This is a genomic window from Streptomyces sp. NBC_00358 (assembly GCF_036099295.1).
Taxonomy (GTDB): Bacteria; Actinomycetota; Actinomycetes; order Streptomycetales; family Streptomycetaceae; genus Streptomyces.
In genome coordinates this window covers 6,494,316-6,512,389 of sequence record NZ_CP107976.1, presented here as the reverse complement: position 1 = coordinate 6,512,389, position 18,074 = coordinate 6,494,316, and the positions used below count along the sequence as shown (strand labels likewise).

Annotated in this window: 16 protein-coding genes; 9 read left to right on the top strand and 7 right to left on the bottom strand. The window is 71.9% G+C overall.

Annotated elements, in window-relative coordinates:
• Positions 1-147: 147 nt before the first annotated feature.
• The 5 genes from OHT01_RS27700 to OHT01_RS27680 all read left to right on the top strand — a co-directional run bounded on the left by OHT01_RS27700 (position 148) and on the right by OHT01_RS27680 (position 5,934).
• Positions 148-1,893: an MFS transporter gene (locus OHT01_RS27700; RefSeq protein ID WP_328555822.1), complete on the top strand. Its 1,746-nt coding sequence runs from the start codon at positions 148-150 to the stop codon at positions 1,891-1,893.
• Positions 1,894-2,153: 260 nt separating this feature from the next.
• Positions 2,154-2,804: a class I SAM-dependent methyltransferase gene (locus OHT01_RS27695; RefSeq protein WP_328555821.1), complete on the top strand. Its 651-nt coding sequence runs from the start codon at positions 2,154-2,156 to the stop codon at positions 2,802-2,804.
• 22 nt (positions 2,805-2,826) lie between these two features.
• Positions 2,827-3,804 (top strand): N-acetylmuramoyl-L-alanine amidase, encoded by a 978-nt coding sequence (locus tag OHT01_RS27690; protein WP_328555820.1) that lies wholly within the window; start codon positions 2,827-2,829, stop codon positions 3,802-3,804.
• A gap of 172 nt (positions 3,805-3,976) precedes the next feature.
• Positions 3,977-4,810: a hypothetical protein gene (locus tag OHT01_RS27685; RefSeq protein WP_328555819.1), complete on the top strand. Its 834-nt coding sequence runs from the start codon at positions 3,977-3,979 to the stop codon at positions 4,808-4,810.
• A 113-nt stretch (positions 4,811-4,923) separates the two neighbouring features.
• On the top strand, positions 4,924-5,934 hold the full coding sequence (locus tag OHT01_RS27680) for an LLM class F420-dependent oxidoreductase (RefSeq protein WP_328555818.1): 1,011 nt from the start codon (positions 4,924-4,926) through the stop codon (positions 5,932-5,934).
• Here OHT01_RS27680 and OHT01_RS27675 read toward each other — a convergent pair.
• Positions 5,931-6,494: a hypothetical protein gene (locus OHT01_RS27675; RefSeq protein WP_328555817.1), complete on the bottom strand. Its 564-nt coding sequence runs from the start codon at positions 6,492-6,494 to the stop codon at positions 5,931-5,933. The two genes, OHT01_RS27680 and OHT01_RS27675, sit on opposite strands and share 4 nt — an antisense overlap.
• 161 nt (positions 6,495-6,655) lie before the next feature.
• Here OHT01_RS27675 and OHT01_RS27670 point away from each other — a divergent pair, with 161 nt between their 5' ends.
• Entirely contained in the window at positions 6,656-6,949 is a 294-nt protein-coding gene (locus OHT01_RS27670; protein ID WP_328555816.1) for a hypothetical protein, read from the top strand.
• Positions 6,950-7,024: 75 nt separating this feature from the next.
• On the opposite strand, the gene OHT01_RS27665 is transcribed toward OHT01_RS27670, so the two are convergent.
• From OHT01_RS27665 to OHT01_RS27655, 3 genes are read right to left on the bottom strand one after another with little or no spacing between them, the layout of a single operon-like run.
• Complete coding sequence (locus OHT01_RS27665; protein ID WP_328555815.1) at positions 7,025-8,107, bottom strand: prenyltransferase; 1,083 nt, start codon at positions 8,105-8,107, stop codon at positions 7,025-7,027.
• Complete coding sequence (locus OHT01_RS27660) at positions 8,104-8,880, bottom strand: class I SAM-dependent methyltransferase (RefSeq protein ID WP_328555814.1); 777 nt, start codon at positions 8,878-8,880, stop codon at positions 8,104-8,106. Before OHT01_RS27660 ends, OHT01_RS27665 begins: the two co-directional genes overlap by 4 nt.
• Positions 8,874-10,352, bottom strand: a complete 1,479-nt coding sequence (locus tag OHT01_RS27655) for a glycosyltransferase family 4 protein (protein ID WP_328555813.1) — start codon at positions 10,350-10,352, stop codon at positions 8,874-8,876. Before OHT01_RS27655 ends, OHT01_RS27660 begins: the two co-directional genes overlap by 7 nt.
• Before the next feature lie 240 nt (positions 10,353-10,592).
• On the opposite strand from OHT01_RS27655, the gene OHT01_RS27650 reads away from it, so the two are divergent.
• Positions 10,593-11,300 carry a TetR family transcriptional regulator gene (locus OHT01_RS27650; protein WP_405917264.1) on the top strand — a complete coding sequence of 236 codons (708 nt, stop codon included), beginning with the start codon at positions 10,593-10,595 and terminating at the stop codon, positions 11,298-11,300.
• 236 nt (positions 11,301-11,536) lie between these two features.
• Here the strand turns inward: OHT01_RS27650 and OHT01_RS27645 are convergent, their stop codons facing one another.
• Positions 11,537-11,770, bottom strand: coding sequence for a ferredoxin (locus tag OHT01_RS27645; protein ID WP_328555812.1), 234 nt, complete (start codon positions 11,768-11,770; stop codon positions 11,537-11,539).
• Positions 11,771-11,772: 2 nt separating this feature from the next.
• Complete coding sequence (locus OHT01_RS27640) at positions 11,773-13,230, bottom strand: aldehyde dehydrogenase (protein ID WP_328555811.1); 1,458 nt, start codon at positions 13,228-13,230, stop codon at positions 11,773-11,775.
• Positions 13,231-13,464: 234 nt separating this feature from the next.
• Here OHT01_RS27640 and OHT01_RS27635 point away from each other — a divergent pair, with 234 nt between their 5' ends.
• Positions 13,465-14,544: an MBL fold metallo-hydrolase gene (locus tag OHT01_RS27635; protein WP_328555810.1), complete on the top strand. Its 1,080-nt coding sequence runs from the start codon at positions 13,465-13,467 to the stop codon at positions 14,542-14,544.
• Between the two features lie 145 nt (positions 14,545-14,689).
• Here OHT01_RS27635 and OHT01_RS27630 read toward each other — a convergent pair whose 3' ends face one another.
• A complete protein-coding gene (locus OHT01_RS27630; RefSeq protein WP_328555809.1) occupies positions 14,690-16,786 on the bottom strand; it encodes an ATP-binding protein in 2,097 nt (698 codons plus the stop codon).
• A 160-nt stretch (positions 16,787-16,946) separates the two neighbouring features.
• Here OHT01_RS27630 and OHT01_RS27625 point away from each other — a divergent pair, with 160 nt between their 5' ends.
• Complete coding sequence (locus OHT01_RS27625; protein WP_328555808.1) at positions 16,947-18,056, top strand: PP2C family protein-serine/threonine phosphatase; 1,110 nt, start codon at positions 16,947-16,949, stop codon at positions 18,054-18,056.
• The last annotated feature ends 18 nt before the right edge of the window (positions 18,057-18,074 follow it).

Sequence of the window (18,074 nt, the reverse complement as noted above, 5' to 3'; positions counted from 1 at the left end):
CCCCTGCACGTATCCCGCGCGGATCACCCGACCGACGTCTCCGTGTCCCCATGGATCACCCGACCGACCGTCCCCGCATCCGCACGGATCACCCCCTCACTTCTCTCTCGCGAGAGCTCCTTTCTTACGGCCTGGAGGCCCCCCGTAATGACGCACACGACGACCGGCCAGCCCGCACGGAGGCCGAGCGGCGCGACCGTGCCCGTGCTCGCCTTCGCGGGCATCGTGGTCGCGGTGATGCAGACCCTGCTCGTCCCGGTCATCAAGGACCTGCCGACGCTGCTGGGGACCTCGCCCAGCAATGCCACCTGGGTCCTGACCTCGACCCTGCTCTCGGGCGCCGTGGCCACGCCGATCATGGGCCGTCTCGGTGACCTCTTCGGCAAGCGGCGCATGCTGCTCACCAGCCTGGCCGTGATGGTCGTCGGCGCCCTGATCAGCGCGCTGACCAGCGCCCTGGTGCCGATGATCGTGGGCCGTTCGCTCCAGGGCTTCGCGATGGGCGCGATCCCGCTGGGCATCGGCCTGATGCGCGACATGCTGCCCCGCGAGAAGCTCGGCTCGGCGATGGCCCTGATGAGCTCCTCCATCGGAGTCGGCGGCGGACTCGCGCTGCCCGCCGCGGCCCTCGTCGCGCAGCACACGAACTGGCACGCCCTCTTCTACGGCGCCGCCGGCCTCGGTGTCCTCTCCATCGTCCTCACCCTCCTCGTCGTGCCGGAGTCCCCGATGCGCGCCGAGGGCACCTTCGACGTGCTCGGCGCGATAGGCCTGTCCGTCGGGCTCGTGCTCTTCCTGCTGCCGATCACCAAGGGCAGCGACTGGGGCTGGACCGCGCCCACCACGCTCGGACTCTTCGGCGCGTCCGTCGCCGTGCTCCTGCTGTGGGGCGTGATGGAGCTGCGTCTGAAGGCCCCGCTGGTCGACCTGCGCACCACGGCCCGCCCCGCGGTCCTCTTCACCAACCTCGCCTCGATCATGGTCGGCGTCTCCTTCTACGTCGTCTCCCTCGTCCTGCCGCAGCTGCTCCAGCTGCCGACGTCCACCGGCTACGGCCTGGGCCAGTCGATGGTGAAGGCGGGGCTGCTCGTCGCGCCGCTCGGCCTGACGATGATGTTCACCGCGCCCGTGTACGCCCGTCTGTCGGCGAAGTACGGCCCGAAGGTCACGCTGATCATCGGCATGGTGATCATCGGCATCGGCTACGGCGCGGGCCTCGGCCTGATGAACGCCGCCTGGCAGTCCCTGGTCATCGCGGTGGTCCTGGGCGCGGGAATCGGCCTCGCCTACTCCTCGCTGCCCGCGCTGATCGTCGGTTCCGTCCCGGCCTCGGAGACCGGCGCGGCCAACGGCCTGAACACCCTCATGCGCTCCATCGGTACGTCCGTGTCGAGCGCCGTCATCGGCATGGTGCTCGCCAACACGGCGAACCACGTCGGCGGGGTCGCGGTGCCGACCATGCACGGCTTCCGCGTGTCCTTCCTGATCGCCACCGGCGCGGTCGCGGTCGGCCTGCTCATGGCGCTGTTCCTGCCGGGCCGCCCCCCGGCCACCAGGACCCAGCTGCGCGCCAGCAGCGAGGAGGACGCCGCGGTGGAGCGGGCGCACGAGGTGCTCGGCGGTTTCCACGGCCGGGTCCTGAACGCCGACGGCGACCCGGTCCCCCGGGCCAAGGTCACCCTGATCGACCGGCGCGGCCGTCAGGCGGGCGCCACCCACTCCGCCGAGGACGGCAGCTACGCGCTCGCCGTGCCGGCCCAGGGCGCGTACGTGCTGGCCGCGCGGGCCGCCGGACACGGCCCGCTCGCCTCGTCGGCGACGCACCAGGGGGACGACCGGCCGGTCGCCCTCGACCTCTCCCTGCCGGGCGAGAACGCCGAGGTCACCGCCTGACACGCGGACCCGCCGCGAAGTGATCATCGACACCCCCGCCGCCCACGCGGCGGGGGTTTGGTGCACGATGGGGCGGGCCAGGGCCCTGTCCACCCGGTTCGTTCGCACCGGACGCACGGGCCCGACGCACGTACCCGAGGTCCGCGCCGGATGTCGGTGCCGCCCACCGCTCGTGCCGGTCGTCCGCGCCGGTCGTCCGTGCCGGATGTCCGTACACCGCTGTTCGCGAACCGCCGTTCGCCCTTGATGGAGGAGACCCCATGCCCGCGGCACCCAAGCCCGAGATCCTCGCCGCCTTCGAGGCCGCGAAGGGGTTCATGCCGAGGGATGAGGGGCTCGCGCTGTACGAGGCCGCCGTCGAGGCCGGACGGCTCGGGCTGCCGCTCCTGGAGGTCGGCACCTACTGCGGCCGTTCCACGATCCTGCTCGCCGACGCGGCCCGCGAGGCCGGGGTGACCGCGCTCACGGTCGACCACCACCGGGGCAGCGAGGAGCAGCAGCCGGGCTGGGAGTACCACGACCCGTCGACGGTCGACCCCGAGATCGGTCTCATGGACACGCTCCCCACCTTCCGCCGGGCGCTCCACCGGGCGGGCCTGGAGGACCACGTGGTCGCGCTGGTCGGCCGCTCGCCGCAGATCGCCGGCTTCTGGCGCACGCCCCTCGGGCTCGTCTTCGTCGACGGCGGCCACACCGACGAGCACGCGAGCGGCGACTACGAGGGCTGGGCCCCGCACGTCGCCGAGGGCGGCCTCCTCGTCATCCACGACGTGTTCCCTGACCCCGCCGACGAGTTCACCGGGCAGGCCCCCTACCGCGTCTACCTCAGGGCCCTGGAATCGGGCGCGTTCACCGAGATCGCGGTGAACGGCTCACTGCGCGTCCTGCGGCGAACCGGAGCAGGGATCTGAGCGCCCGGTTAGAGTCGCTGACGTGTCGTACGTAGGCCCTGACTTCGATCCGCCCCAGCCGCGCCGCTCCCGGCGCGGACCGCTCACCGTCGCGCTCGCCGCGCTCGTACCGGGCGCGCTGGCCGGCTGGCTGGTGTACCAGGCCGTGGGAGACGATTCGGGGGGCGGGTCCGACCGGGCCGCTCCCGGGTCCTCGTCCTCCGCGCCGGGCTCCGGCTCTCCCTCCCCGCGGGCGTCCGCCTCGACGGCGGACGACGCCAAGGGGGGTACGCCGTCGGCCCCTGCGCCGTCCTCCTCCGGGCCCACTGCCTCCGGCTCCGGCTCCGGCTCCCTCAAGGGCAAGGTCATCGTCATCGACCCGGGGCACAACCCGAGCAACTTCCGGCACACGTCCGAGATCAACCGCCAGGTGGACATCGGCACGAACCGGAAGGAGTGCGACACGACCGGCACGTCGACCAACGCGGGTTACACGGAAGCCCGGTTCACCCTCGACGTCGCGCACCGGATGCGGGCGATCCTCGAAAAGCAGGGCGCCACCGTGAAGTTGACCCAGGACGGCGACCGCTCGTTCGGACCGTGCGTCGACGAGCGGGCCCGTATCGGCAACGCGGCGCACGCGGACGCGGTCGTCTCCATCCACGCCGACGGATCGGCGGCCGGCAACCGCGGCTTCCATGTGATCCTTCCGGCGTCGGTGCACGCGGGCGCCGCCGACACCCGCCCGATCGTCGCCTCCTCCCGCGACTTGGGCGAGCGCATCGCGGGTCTTTTCGTCCGCGAGACGGGCAGCGCCCCCTCCAACTACGTCGGTGACGGCACCGGACTGGTGGTCCGAAAGGATCTCGGCGGTCTCAATCTGTCAACGGTTCCCAAGGTGTTCATCGAGTGCGGCAACATGCGCGATAGCAAGGACGCGGCGCTGCTCACCAGTGGCGCGTGGCGCGAGAAGGCGGCACGGGGGATCTCTGAAGGAATCGTTGGTTTCCTGCACGGGTAGTGATCTACGGCCCCAACCCGGGGGACACCCTGATCGTCCGGGCGATAGTGTCTTCCGTACGATAAAGGGCCACCCCCGCGCTTCACACCGAGTCCCGACGACGGCACCATGACGGCGACACGGTGAACAGCGATGCCTCACCGACGACGAGACGACTGACGAAGGACCTGAAGTGAATATCCGCTCCCTCACTCGAGGCGACGGCGTGGTGATCGGAGCAGCGGTATTGCTGTTCATCGCGTCGTTCCTGCACACGTTCGACGCCGACGGCACCAACGCCCCCAACGCCTGGGACAACCTGGGCCTGGTGATGAGCATGTACGTGGGTGGCATCGCCGGTGCGGCTCTGATCGTTGTCTCCCGCGCCCTTCCGCAACCGCGCAAGGTCATCGGACTGGACCTCGGTCAGCTCGGTGTCGCGCTCGCCCTGTTCTCGGTCTGGACGGCGTTCTGGACGATCATCGACCCGCTGGGCCCGTACAGCGGCTCCACCATCGGTGACATCGGCGCGGGCGCCGGTCTCATCCTCGGCCTGATCGGCACCCTGCTCCTGGCGGCGGCCGCGATCGCCACCCCGCTGGTCCCGGCTCTGGGCGCCGCCCTCGTCGGCGCGCCGGCGACTCCCGCTCCCCAGCCCTACGGCGGTCAGCCGCAGGGTGGTTACGGGTACCCGGGCGCCTCGCAGCCGGGGCAGCCGAGCCAACCCGGTCAGCAGCCCTACGGTGCTCAGCCGTCGCAGCCGGGGCAGCCGTCGTTCGGCGGGCAGCCGAGCCAGCCGCCGGCCCCGCAGACGCAGATGCCGGCTCAGGACTTCTCGCCGTTCTGGTTCGCCGTGCCGGTCGCGCGTCCGCTGTTCGCGGAGGACGGTTCGCAGGCGCCGATCGCCGAACTGGCGCCGGGCACCTGGTACCTGGCCGTCGAGCAGCGCGGTGCGACCCTGGTGGCGCAGACGCAGGACGGCCGTCGCGGTGTGCTCCAGGACACCTCGGGGATCCAGCGCGGCTGATCCGCCGACGTCGTGGCAACGGCCCCTCGCCCTTTCCGGCGGGGGGCCGTTGTCGTACAGTCGCAGCACCTCGCTAACTGACGAATCGTCAGAATCCTGCTTCTGGAGGCGACATGCGGCTCGGTCTGGCGCTCGGTTACTGGGGGCGCGGCCCCTCGGCGGACCATGTGCCGCTCGCCCAGGAGGCGGAGCGGCTCGGCTACCACTCGGTGTGGACCGCCGAGTCATGGGGTTCGGACGCCTTCACCCCGCTGACCTGGATCGCCGCGCACACCACGCGCATCCGACTCGGCACGGCGATCGCGCAGATGGCCGCGCGCTCCCCCACCGCGACCGCGATGCACGCGCTCACCCTGGACCATCTCTCGGGCGGGCGCATGCTGCTCGGCCTCGGTCTGTCGGGACCTCAGGTCGTCGAGGGCTGGTACGGGAGGCCGTTCCCGAAGTCGCCGCTGACCGCGACCCGGGAGTACGTCGAGGTCGTACGCCAGGTCCTCAGGCGCGAGGGGCCGGTCGAGCTGGACGGGCGCTTCCACTCCCACCCGTACCGGGGCGCCGACGGCACCGGGCTCGGCAAGGCGCTGAAGCCGATCACGCACCCGTTGCGGGCCGAACTGCCGATCCTGCTCGGTGCCGAGGGCCCGAAGAACATCGCGCAGACGACCCGGATCGCGGACGGCTGGCTGCCGCTGTACTGGTCGCCGACCCGTCCGCAGGCGTACGAGGCCTCGCTGGCCGACCTGCCCGAAGGTTTCACCGTCGCGCCGATGGCCCGCGCGCACGTCTGTGACGACCTCGCCGAGGGGCTGCTGCCGGTCAAGGCGATGCTCGGCTTCTACATCGGCGGGATGGGGCACGCGGCCCGCAACTTCCACGCCGATCTGATGGCCAGGATGGGCTTCGAGGAGGAGGCCCGCAGGATCCAGCGGCTGTTCCTGGAAGGCCGCCGGGAGGAGGCCGTACTGGCGGTACCGGACGCCTTCGCGGACGAGATCTCGCTCGTCGGACCACGTGAACGCATCTCCGAGCGGCTGGAGTTGTGGCGCAAGGGCCCGGTGACCGACCTGCTGCTCCTGTCCCCCGACCCCCACACGCTCCGCGTACTGGCCGAGCTGAACTCCTAGGTGGTGTCCTGGCTTCCGCTGAGCTGGGACACCGACGGCACCTTGTCCTGGACCTCGGCACCCGCGCTCTTCCCCGCCGCCTTCACCTTGTTGATGATGTCGTCGAAGGAGTTCACGACGGCGTCGGTGGAGTCGCCGTTCCGCAGCTTCGCGGGCAGGCCCTTGAGCGCGGCGATACCCACGGCGAGCGGGGCGAGGGCCTTGGACAGCAAGGGATCGCCCTCGGCGTTCTTCGAGGCGGCCTTGAGCCGGTTGTACGCGAAGGCGCCGGCGAGCCCGGCCTTGACCAGGGCGACCCTGCGGCCCTTCGCGCCCTTCTTGAACGTGCCCGCCTTCCAGGGTTTGACGATCCACTGGTAGGTGGCGCCGGCCGCGAGCCCGGCGTTGGCCACGAAGCGGGTCTTGGCGAACTTCTGCTTCTGCGCCGAAGTGGTCGGAGTGGGACTGGCGGCAGCCGCGGTGGTGTCCTGGTCCGATCCGCCACCGCAGGCCGTGGCGCCGCCGATGAGGACACAGGAGAGGGTCAGCGCCACGATCAGGCGGCGTATCGGTACGGGCACGGGATCCTCCGGATGAGGGAACGGTTGTCCCCGGTCCGCCGGTTCTCCCCGTTCGCGGGGGAGGACGGCTCTCCCCGGCAGCCTCACCCGGCCCCGGCCACCGTGCCACTTGAGTGAACCCGTTCGGGTTTCATCCAGGATTGACGGGCAACCCGCTGTCCATGTCCCCTCGATATCGCAACGGCTCGAATTCTGCGGGGACGGTCATCGCGATCGTCGCGGATGTTATGGCCGTCATCCTCGGTCTCTGGATTCTGATGTATCTGCTCGACGCCAACCGTGGCAACGACCTCGTGCAGTTCATCCACCACATGGCGAGCTGGCTGGCCGGCTGGTCGCGTGACCTGTTCACCTTCGACGAGCAGTGGGCACGCGTGGTCGCCGGCTACGGTCTCGCCGCCGTCGTCTACCTGTTCGTGGGCCACGCGGTGGCCAACCGCATGCACCGGCACTGACGGCCCCGAACACCCCGAGAGTCAGGAGCGTCCGGACGGCGCCGCGGCCCCGACGGCCCGGCCCGTCCGGACGGTTCAGCGGGTCTCTGCGCAGCAGTCCGGGTCCAGGCCGGTCGGAAGGCGCTCGCCGCCGAAGACCGCGCAGGTGGGCTCGTCGCCGCCCAGTGCGGCGACCGCCAGCAGCAGGGAACCCGCCGTCCAGGTGGTGAGCTCCTCGGGCCAGATGGCCTGGTCCTCGAAGACATAACCCGTCCAGTACAGACCGGTCTTCGGATCGCGCAGGTGCTGGATGGACTGAAGGATCTCCAGCGCGCGGTCCGACTCGCCCACCGCCCAGAGGGCCAGGGCGAGTTCGGCCGATTCGCCACCGGTGACCCACGGGTTGGGAACGACGCAGCGCACCCCGAAACCGGGTACGACGAAACGGTCCCAGCCCTCCTCGATACGGGACTTGGCCTCGGCGCCGGTCAACGCGCCGCCGAGCACCGGGTAGTACCAGTCCATCGAGTAGCGGTCCTTGTCGAGGAACCGCTCCGGGTGGAGCCGGATCGCGTGCCGTAGCGCGCCGACCGCCAACTCCCAGTCGGGCTGCGGCTCTTCACGCTGTTCGGCGATGGCGAGCGCGCAGCGCAGCGCATGGTGGACCGACGAACTCCCGGTCAGCAGCGCGTCGTCGACCGCGGTCCCGTCGTCCTCGCGCTTCCAGCCGATCTGCCCGCCGGGCTGCTGGAGCCGCAGTACGAACTCCACGGCCGCGAAGACGGCCGGCCACATGCGGTCCAGGAAGACGTCGTCGCCGGTCGCCAGGTAGTGGTGCCAGACGCCCACCGCGATGTAGGCGCAGAAGTTGGTCTCCCGGCCGCGGTCGGTGACGTCCTCGAAGTCCCCGTCCGCGTAGGCCGCGTACCAGGACCCGTCCGCGTTCTGATGCCGGGCCAGCCACGTGTAGGCCCGCTCGGCGGCCTCGTGCTCGCCGGCCGCGTCGAGGGCCATGGCGGCCTCGGTGTGGTCCCACGGGTCGAGGTGGTGGCCGCGGAACCACGGGATGGCTCCGTCGGGGCGCTGCACCCCGAGGATTCCGCGCACGGTGACGGCGGCCTCCTCGACGGTGAGGACCCCGGGCAGGACGAGGTGTTCTGTCCGCCGGGGAGTGGTCACGTGGCGTCCGCCTCGGAGGCGTCCGCCGCGGAAGCGGTCGTCGCGTCGGCGAGTGTCGGCAGGTGCGGCTTGGTCGCGTACGCCACGAAGCTCTTGCCGATCAGCGGGTTCAACGCCTGCTCGACGACCCGGGTGGCCAGCGGTTTCTTCATGATGTCCCAGACCAGCAGCTTGTGGTACGCCCGCACGGGCAGCGCCTTGTCGTTGTCGACGCCGAACGCGCACTTCAGCCACCAGTAGGGCGAGTGCAGCGCGTGCGCGTGGTGGGAGCCGTAGGGCCGCAGCCCGGCCTCGCGGATCTTCCCGAGCAGTTCGTCCGCCTTGTAGATGCGGATGTGGCCGCCCTCGACCTCGTGGTAGGCGTCGGACAGGGACCAGCAGACCTTCTCCGGCCCGTAGCGGGGCACGGTGATGGCGATCCGGCCGCCGGGCCTGAGCACGCGGACCATCTCGGCGAGGACGCCCTTGTCGTCCGGGATGTGCTCCATGACCTCGGAGATGATCACGACGTCGAAGGACTCGTCGGGGAAGGGCAGCGCGAGCGCGTCGCCCTCCATGGCCGTCGCGGTGGCCCCCGCGGGCGCCTCCCCGGCCTCCTTCATCGCCGCGAACCACTTCGCGACCTCGCGGATCTCCTCGCCGTTCTGGTCAAGCGCCACGACCTGCGCGCCGCGCCGGTAGCACTCGAACGCGTGCCGACCGGCACCGCATCCGAGGTCCAGGACGCGGTCGCCCGGGGCGAGCGGGAACCGGGAGAAGTCGACGGTCAGCACGTGGCCCTGCTTTCGCGGTTGGCTGCAACTAGTTCTTCGGCGGGGAGGGTCCCGTCCGCGGCCTCGGAGCGGTCGGGAGCCGCGGTCGCCGAGGGGCCGGCGTCCTGCGCCCGGGCGCGCCCGTCGGTGCCCGGGGCGGCGGAGGCCGGCCCGCGCGATCCCGGGCGGGACGCCGAAAGGGCCATCGCCGCACGGTAGTGGGCCACCGTGCCCTCGGCGGCCTTGGCCCAGGTGAAGTGGGCGAGGACGCGTTCGCGCCCGGCGGAGCCCAGTCGCGCCCGGAGTCCGGGGTCGCCGAGGAGCCGGGTGAGGGCTCCGGCCAGCGCCCCCGAGTCGCCCGGCGGGACCGCCAGGCAGGTCTCGCCGTCGGGTCCCGCGACCTCAGGGATCGCTCCGCCGGTGGTCGCCACCAGCGGGGTCCCCGTGGCCATCGCCTCGGCGGCGGGCAGCGAGAAGCCCTCGTACAGGGAGGGCACGCAGGCGACTTCGGCCGAGCGGACCAGGTCGACGAGTTCGGCGTCGGAGATGCCCTTGACGAACTCGACGGCACCGTCGAGGCCGTACCGCTCGATGGTCTGGGCGACCGGCCCGTCCTCGGCGCGCCTGCCGACGACGACGAGGTGCGCGCCCGGGTGCTCGGTGCGCACCTTCGCGAGGGCCTCGACGAGGAAGACCAGGCCCTTGAGCGGCACATCCGCGCTGGACGTGGTGACGATACGGCCCGGGATCTGGGGCACGGACGGATCCGGCGAGAAGAGGTCGGTGTCCGCGCCGATGTGGACGACGTGGATGCGGTCCCGCTCGACGCGCAGGTGGTCGACGATCTCCTGGCGGGAGGTGCCGGAGACCGTGAGGACCGACGGCAGGCGGCGCGCGACGCGCTTCTGCATGCGGGTGAAGGCGTACCAGCGGCGGACGGACGCGCGGCGCTGCCAGCCCTCCGCGGCGTCCAGCTCCAGTTGCCGGTCGACGGTGATGGGGTGGTGGATGGTGGTCACCAGCGGGGCACCGACATTCCCCAACAGGCCGTATCCGAGCGTCTGGTTGTCGTGGATGACGTCGAACTCGCCGCGCCGGGCCCGCAGGTGACGGCGGGCGCGCAGCGAGAAGGTCAGCGGCTCGGGAAAGCCGCCGGTCCACATCGTGCCGACCTCCAGTGCGTCGACCCAGTCCCGGTACTCCTCGCGCGCGGGGGTCCGGAAGGGGTCGGGCTGGCGGTACAGGTCGAGACTGGGCAGCTCGGTGAGGCTCAGCTCGGGAAGGCCCTCGTCGAGCACGGGGTAGGGCTGGGATCCGATGACCTCGACACGGTGGCCGAGGCGGGCGAGCTCGCGCGAGAGGTGTCGTACGTACACACCCTGGCCGCCACAGAAAGGGTTTCCCTTGTAGGTGAGGAGCGCGATGCGCAGGGGTCGGTCCCCGTCGGCAGCCGCACCCTTACCGGGGCCCGCCTCCATGGCCTCAGCGGTCACTTCCGGTCCCCTTCTCCCTGCACTTTCCCGCGAGATTACGCCGGGACGCTAATCTAGAACAAGTTTCAGACTTGATCGTTCAAGGAGCATTGAATCTACCGGCAGGTAGCGCCGCTGTGAGCGGAGGATCAGGTGATTCACGCCACGACGGCGCGGCGGGGTCGGCTGGTCCGCACAGGGGTGCGGCGTCCTGCCCCGCCGACTCGTCGCTCCCTCTCGCTGATGTCACGGAACGGACCCATGCCTGCGGAAGCCAAGGCGGACTCGAAGAACGCGCGACCGGCGCCGGGGGCCAGCACGCCCGCCGCACCCTCCACCGCCGCGCGCTCCACTCCGCACCCCATGTCGCCACCCGCCTCTCCCCCGCTCACCGAGCGGCAGGAGGCGCGCCGTCGCCGGATCCTGCACGCGAGCGCGCAGCTGGCCAGCCGGGGCGGCTTCGACGCCGTGCAGATGCGTGAGGTCGCGGAGTCCTCGCAGGTGGCTCTCGGCACCCTGTACCGCTATTTCCCCTCGAAGGTGCATCTGCTGGTCGCCACGATGCAGGACCAGCTGGCGCACATGCACGGCACACTGCGCAGGAAGCCGCCGGCCGGGGACACGGCCTCGGAGCGGGTGGCGGAGACCCTGATGCGGGCGTTCCGGGCGTTGCAGCGCGAACCGCACCTGGCCGATGCCATGGTCCGCGCGCTGACGTTCGCGGACCGCAGCGTCAGCCCCGAGGTCGACCAGGTCTCCCGGCAGACCACGGTGATCATCCTGGACGCGATGGGCCTCGACGACCCGACACCGGCCCAGCTCTCCGCCGTCCGCGTCATCGAGCACACCTGGCACTCGGCGCTGATCACCTGGCTCTCCGGCCGCGCGTCCATCGCCCAGGTCAAGATAGACATCGAAACGGTATGCCGCCTGATCGACCTGACCGACCCGAGGGGCCGGCAGAACTGACCCACCCGATCCGGTCCGCTCCAGGTCCAGGTCCCGGTCCATCCGATCGCCCTCTCCCCGGACGGGCTCTCCGGCAGCCGGCGCGCCTCCGGTTCCGGGGCCGCCGACGACACCGCCCGGACGCCCGCCGGACATCGCGTTCCCGCTGATGGGTGCCCTCGCCACGCGGACGTTCCCGCATCCGGGCCCGCCGCCACCGCCGCCCCGGCCCGGACTGGCCCGGTCCGGCCCGCGGCCTACTCCTCCGGCGGGAACACCGGCTCGCCGCTGCCCAGCAGGGAGATCATGACGGCCTCGACCGGGCAGCCCTCGGCCGCTTCGAGGATCTTCTCGTTGGCGTCGGTCTCCGGCTCGACCGGGTGGGACTGCATGCCGACGTCGAGGCGGAAGGCGTCCGGGGCGTGGTGGACGCACTGGGCGGAGCCGATGCAGACGGAGCGGTCGACCTCGACCTGCCAGCGGTCGCCCATCCTCAGGCCTCCCAGCCGGCCGGCAGATGGATCATCTTGTGCTCCAGGAACTCGCCGTATCCCTCCGGCCCGAACTCCCGCCCCAGGCCCGAGTTCTTGTAGCCGCCGAAGGGGCCCAGCATGTCGAGGCTGAAGGTGTTCACCGAGTAGGTGCCGGTACGGACCTGGCGGGCGATGTCGATGCCGTGGGCGACGTCCGCCGTCCACACGCTGCCGCTCAGCCCGTAGTCGGAGTCGTTGGCGATCTTCACGGCCTCGGTCTCGTCGCCGTACGGGAGAAGACAGATCACCGGGCCGAAGATCTCCTCCCGGGCGATGCGCATCGAGTTGTCGACGTCGCCGAAGAGGGTCGGCTCGACGTACCAGCCGCGGTCGAGGCCCCGCGGACGTCCGCCGCCCGCCAGGATCTTGGCGCCCTCCTCCTGGCCGATGCGGATGTAGTCGAGGTTGCGCCGCCGCTGGCGCTCGGCGACCAGCGGGCCGACCTGGGTCGCCGGGTCGAGCGGGTCACCGACGACCAGCGCGTTCGCCGCCGTCGCGAACGCGTCCGCGAACTCGTCGTAGCGCGAGCGCGGTACGAGGATGCGGGTCTGGGCGACGCAGGCCTGGCCGTTGTTCATCCAGGCCGCCGAGACGATCCCCGGGACCGAGGTGCCGAGGTCCGCGTCCGGCAGTACGACAGCGGCCGACTTGCCGCCCAACTCCAGCGTCACGCGGGTGAGATGGCGCGCGGCGACCTCCATCACCCGCTTGCCCGCCGCGACCGAGCCGGTGAAGGAGACCTTGTCGATGCCGGGGTGTCCGACCAGGTACTCGCTGACCTCGCGGTCCGCCGGGAGGATCGACAGCACCCCTTCGGGCAGCCCGGCCTCCTTCGCGATCTCACCCAGCAGGTAGGCGTCCAGGGGCGATTCGGGCGACGGCTTCAGTACGGCGGTGCAGCCGGTCAGCAGCGCGGGCGCGAGCTTGGCCGCCGCCACGAACTGCGGGACGTTCCACGGCACCACCGCCGCCACCACGCCCACCGGCTCACGGCGGACGAGGAGCTTGCCGAGGACTCCGTCCCGCCTCTCCTCGTACGTGTAGCCGCGCGCGACCGTGATCGCCGAGTCCCACACCATCATCGCGCCGAGGGCCTGCGCGAGGACGCTCCAGGAGTAGGGGGAGCCGTTCTCGGAGGAGATGACCCGGGCGATCTCCTCGTGGCGTACGGCGATGGCGTCCTTGATCCGCGTGACGACCGCGATCCGCTCGTCGAGGCTCATCCGCGGCCAGGGTCCCTCGTCGAACGCCCGGCGCGCGGCGGCGACGGCCCGGTCGACGTCCGCCGCGGAGGCGTGCGGCACCCTGCCGATGACCTCCTCGGTGTGCGGCGAGATCACCTCGATGACGCCCTTGCCCAGCGGGTCGGTCAACTCCCCGCCGATGAACAGCTGTCCGTGTTCCACGAGCTCGGTCATGGCCGACTGCCTCCAAGGACGCTCTCCGCCACCATTTCTGACGCTTCATCAGATACGAGAACTGATACCAGTTCCGGCGAGATGAGTCCACGGCGCGAACACGACCGTCCACAAGGACGCACAGGGCCGACTCGGACACCCGGCGGCCGACTCGGGCCACAGACAGTCGACTTGGGCTCCCATTGGAACTCGTTCTAGTTATAGTGGCGAGAACTCGGCGATGGGTGGAAGCGCATGACGCAGGTGACCGATCACGGCGGGGGCGTCCGGTCGATCAGGGTCCCCATCCCGGACAACCCGCTCGGCCATACGCTGGTGTACCTGGTCGACACCGACGCGGGACCCGTGCTCATCGACACGGGCTGGGACGACCCGGCTTCCTGGGACACGCTCGTCGAGGGAAACACCGGCTGCGGAACCTCCGTGTCGGAGATCCACGGTGTGGTCATCACCCACCACCACCCCGATCACCACGGTCTGTCGGGCCGGGTCCGGGAGGCGTCCGGCGCCTGGATCGCGATGCACGCCGCCGACACGGCGATCGTCCGGCGCACCCGGGACAACCGGCCCGAGCGCTGGTTCGCCTACATGGCGGCCAAGTTGGCGGCGTCCGGCGCCCCGGACGAGCATGTCGCCCCGCTGCGCGCGGCCCAGGGGTCCGTCCGCCGGCCCAGCACCCTGCCCGGCTTCTCCCCCGCCCTTCCCGACCGTGAGATCGTCCCCGGCGAGTTCGTCGCCCTGCCCGGCCGCCGGCTGCGCGCGATCTGGACCCCCGGCCACACCCCCGGACACGTCTGCCTCCATCTGGAGGAGGCCCACCCGGCGCAACTGCCGGGCAACGGCCGCCTGTTCTCCGGCGACCACCTGCTGCCGAGGATCACCCCGCACATCGGCCTCTACGAGGACCCCGGCGCCCACGGGCGTCCCCCCTACCCGAACGGGATCGAGAGCCTCGGGGAGATCGCCGATCCGCTCGGCGACTACCTCGACTCCCTGGAGCGCGTCGGCCGTCTCGACCCCGCCGAGGTCCTCCCGGCCCACCAGCATGTGTTCACCGACGCTCCTTCCCGCGTCGCGGAGCTGATCGGCCACCACGAGGAGCGGCTCACCGGTCTGCTCGCCCTCCTCTCCGTCCCGCTCACGCCCTGGCAGCTCGCCGAGCGCATGGAGTGGAACCGCCCGTGGGCCGACATCCCCTACGGATCACGGAACATCGCGGTCTCGGAGGCCGAGGCCCATGTGCGCCGGCTGGTGAAGCTGGGCCGCGCGGAGGCGGTCACCGGCAGCGATCCGGTGACGTACATGGCGGTATGACGCGCCCCCGCCCCGCGAGCCAGGGGTCGCCCCTCGCCCTCGTCGGACCGCCGGGTCGCCCCTGACCGGGAAGCCGTCAGCGGTCATCGGTCGCCGGGTCGCCCGGTCGCCGAACGACGCCGAAGCGGGCGTCGAGGACCGTGTCTCAGCGGTCGTGGACCGCGTAGTCCAGCCCCTCCTCGTACGGCATCGTGCGCCCCTTCTCGTACGCCTTCTCGTAGGCCGGGTCGCCGATCTCGGCGCGGACGCGGAGTTCGTGCGAGCGGCGGGTGGCCATGAGGTCGGGCGAGTCCATCTGGGCCCGCCCGGTGAGTCCCCAGACGCGTTCGCCGATGCCGAGGAGACAGGCCGCGCGGTGGCCGTCGCCCGCGGCGACGACTCCCGCCGCGAGCACGTCGAGGGCCATCGCGGCGCCCACGGTGTTGTGCAGCAGCCCGTGCCCGGCCAGTGCCGTGCGGGCGTTGTCGACGGCCGCGCCGATGTCCCCGCGAGCCAGATCGGTCTGGGCCATGGCGCTGTCGGCGAAGGCGCCCGCCCATGACTCCCCGCACGCGGCACTCTCCGCACGCACCTCCTCGGCCACCGCGCGCGCCCGCCCGTGGTCCCCGCTCAACAGGTACGCGAAGGCCAGCGCCACCCGAACCTGGAGCTGCGCCGCCCCGAACCAGTCCCGCCGGACGGGCAGCCGAGGCGCGCCGGCCAGCACCTGGACCGCCTCGGACAGGCGTCCGCTCAGGGCGAGTTGTCCGCCCCGGAGGTACAGGGCGGCCACCACCGCCACCGGGTCGCCCTGCTCCCTTGCCACGTCGGCACAGCGCACCGCCCAGTTGGCCGCCGCCTCCAGGTCGCCCTGGAGCAGCGCGACCGCGCCCCGGGTCCACACCGCGCGGACGCGGTCGGGGCCGGGCGGCGCACCGCTCATCAGCGCCCTGTCGAGACAGTGCTGGGCTTCACGGAGACGGCCGCAGTGCCGCCACAGGAAGCCGATGTCGGACGCCATCGCCAGGGCGACCCGCCCGTCGGGCCCGGTGAGCGCGCAGTCCATGGCCGCGCGGAGATTGGCGTGCTCGGTGAGGACGCGCTCGCACCAGGCCGCCTGGCGTCCGGTGTTCCACTCCGCGCAGCCCTCGCGGGCCAGCCGCCGGTAGTGGTCGCGGTGACGCAGCCGCAGGGTGTGTTCCTCGCCCAGCGCGCGCAGCCAGTCGGCACCGAACTCCCGGACGGTGTCGAGGAGCCGGTAGCGGTCGGGGTCGGTGGGGTGGCGGCTCACGATGGACTGCTCGACGAGCCGGTCGAGCAGGCCGGGGATCCGGCCCGCGGGCAGCGGACCACCCGCGCAGACCTCTTCGGCGGCGCTCGCGCCGAAGCCGCCCGCGAACACCGACAGACGGGCCCACAGCAGCCGTTCCAGCGGCGCGCACAGCTCGTGGCTCCAGCCGATGGCCGTCCGCAGGGTCTGGTGGCGCGGCGGCCCTTCGCCCTCGCGCGCGGCGAGCAGGTCGAGCCGGGACGGCAGCCGCCGGCCGAGCAGGCCGCTCAACCGGTCCAGGGTGAGTTCGCCGAGCCGGACGGCGGCGAGTTCGATGGCGAGCGGGATGCCGTCGAGGCGTCGGCAGACGGCCTCCGCGGCGGGGCGGTCGGTGTCGTCGAGCGTGAACCCGCGCTCGGCCGCGCGGTCCGCGAACAGGGCGACCGCGTCGCCGGTGACCGGCAGCGGGTCCAGGCGCAGCACTCGTTCGCCCGGCAGGCCGAGCGGCTCGCGGCTGGTGAGCAGGACGCGCAGTCCCGGCAGCAGGGGCAGCAGCGCCTCGACGAACTCCACGCAGTCCGCGAGGACGTGCTCGCAGGAGTCGAGGACGAGCAACAGCCTTTTCCCCTCGGCCCATTCCGCGACGACCTCGGTGACCGGCCGCGTCGACCGGTCGGAGAGCCGCAGCGCCTCCACCACCGCCAGGCCCACCAGCCCGGCGGTGTGCAGCGGGGAGAGTTCGACGAGCCAGACGCCGTCGGGGTAGGCGCTCTCGATCCGGCCGGCGGCCCGCAGGGCGAGCCGGGTCTTGCCGACTCCGCCGACGCCGACCAGGCTCACCGGCCGGCCGGTCCCCGCACCCGGATCCAGTTCCCGCTCCAGCCGGCCGAGTTCCTCCAGCCGGCCGATGAAACTCCGCGTCGGTGAGGGTAGATTGCCGGGCCGTCCACCGTATGTGCTGCCGGGCCGTCCACCGGTCGTGTTGTCGGACACGCGCACCAGTGTGACCCGATCGCACGCGTGCGATGCCCCGCTCCCTCCACTCGGACAAAAGGCCCACCGCACGACGTCACTTCCGGGCACCTTCCGACGATATGTGATCAACTCACCGTCGGTGTGGGCGACCGGGGCTTTTTTCGGCGATTGTCGGGTGATGCACGAGAGGGAGCAGCGGGACGAACGGACGTCCGCCGACGGCGGAGGGGGCAAAACCGCCGGAGCCGGGTTCTCCTGGCCGATGCTCGTGCCACCGGCCGCGTGTCTCGCGGCCGTTCTGCCGCATCTGCTGGACCACCGGCTGCCGCCCCTGGTCACGCTGCTGCTGATCGGGCCGGTTCTGGCGTGCGCGCGCTCCGGGGCGCGGTGCACCCTGCTGGTCTGCTGCTGGTCACTGGTGCTCGGGCTCTCCACGGGTCTGACCGACGACGGGCTGACCCGCCCCGCGTTCGGCGTCCCTTTCGGCGGGCTGCTGCTCGGCTGCGCGATCACCGTGTACGCCGCCGGCCGGCACGAGCGTCTGACCGCCACGCTGGCGCGGGTCCGCGAGGTCGCCCGGGTCACCCAGGAGGCGATCCTGCGGCCCATCTCCCGCACGCTGGGCGGCACTCAGGTGTGCACCCGCTACCACTGCTCGGCCGCCGAGTCGTCGGTCGGCGGCGATCTGTACGACGTCGCGGTGACCCCGTACGGGCTGCGGGTCCTGGTCGGCGACGTACGCGGTCATGGTCTGGAAGCCCTGCGGCTGACCGCCGAGACGATCGCCGGATTCCGTGAACTCGCCTACACCGCGCCCGATCTGCCCGCCCTGGCCGACGGTCTCGACACCCGGCTGGCTCCGGAACTCGGACCGGAGGACTTCGTCACCGCCCTGCTCGCCGAGTTCGCGCCCGGCGAGGTGCGGCTGGTCAACTGCGGTCACCCCGCGCCGTTGCGCTCCGGCCGGAGCATCGAGTTCCTCGAACCGAAGATCCCCACACCGCCGTTGGGGCTGCGCCCGGATCCCCGCCAGTACCGTGTGCGGCTCCAGCCCGGTGACCGTCTGCTGCTCTACACGGACGGCCTGACCGAGGGCCGCGATCCGGAGGGCATCCCGTTCCCGCTGCTCGGCGAGGCCGCCGTCGCCCTGCGCGAACCCCTCCCCGAGGACGCCCTGGACACCCTGCACGCGCGCCTGCTCCAGCACACCGGAGCGCCCCTGGTCGACGATCTCGCCCTGGTGCTGTGCCAGCCGGTGGAAGCCGCGGTCCCGGCGCGGGTGCGGTGATCCCCGAGCCGGGAGCGG

Coding starts and splice junctions, on each gene's coding strand:
- OHT01_RS27700 (WP_328555822.1), top strand. CDS start 148: ATGACGCACACGACGACCGGCCAGCCCGCACGGAGGCCGAGCGGCGCG.
- OHT01_RS27695 (WP_328555821.1), top strand. CDS start 2,154: ATGCCCGCGGCACCCAAGCCCGAGATCCTCGCCGCCTTCGAGGCCGCG.
- OHT01_RS27680 (WP_328555818.1), top strand. CDS start 4,924: ATGCGGCTCGGTCTGGCGCTCGGTTACTGGGGGCGCGGCCCCTCGGCG.
- OHT01_RS27670 (WP_328555816.1), top strand. CDS start 6,656: ATGTCCCCTCGATATCGCAACGGCTCGAATTCTGCGGGGACGGTCATC.
- OHT01_RS27650 (WP_405917264.1), top strand. CDS start 10,593: ATGCCTGCGGAAGCCAAGGCGGACTCGAAGAACGCGCGACCGGCGCCG.
- OHT01_RS27645 (WP_328555812.1), bottom strand. CDS start 11,770: ATGGGCGACCGCTGGCAGGTCGAGGTCGACCGCTCCGTCTGCATCGGC.
- OHT01_RS27640 (WP_328555811.1), bottom strand. CDS start 13,230: ATGACCGAGCTCGTGGAACACGGACAGCTGTTCATCGGCGGGGAGTTG.
- OHT01_RS27635 (WP_328555810.1), top strand. CDS start 13,465: ATGACGCAGGTGACCGATCACGGCGGGGGCGTCCGGTCGATCAGGGTC.
- OHT01_RS27625 (WP_328555808.1), top strand. CDS start 16,947: ATGCACGAGAGGGAGCAGCGGGACGAACGGACGTCCGCCGACGGCGGA.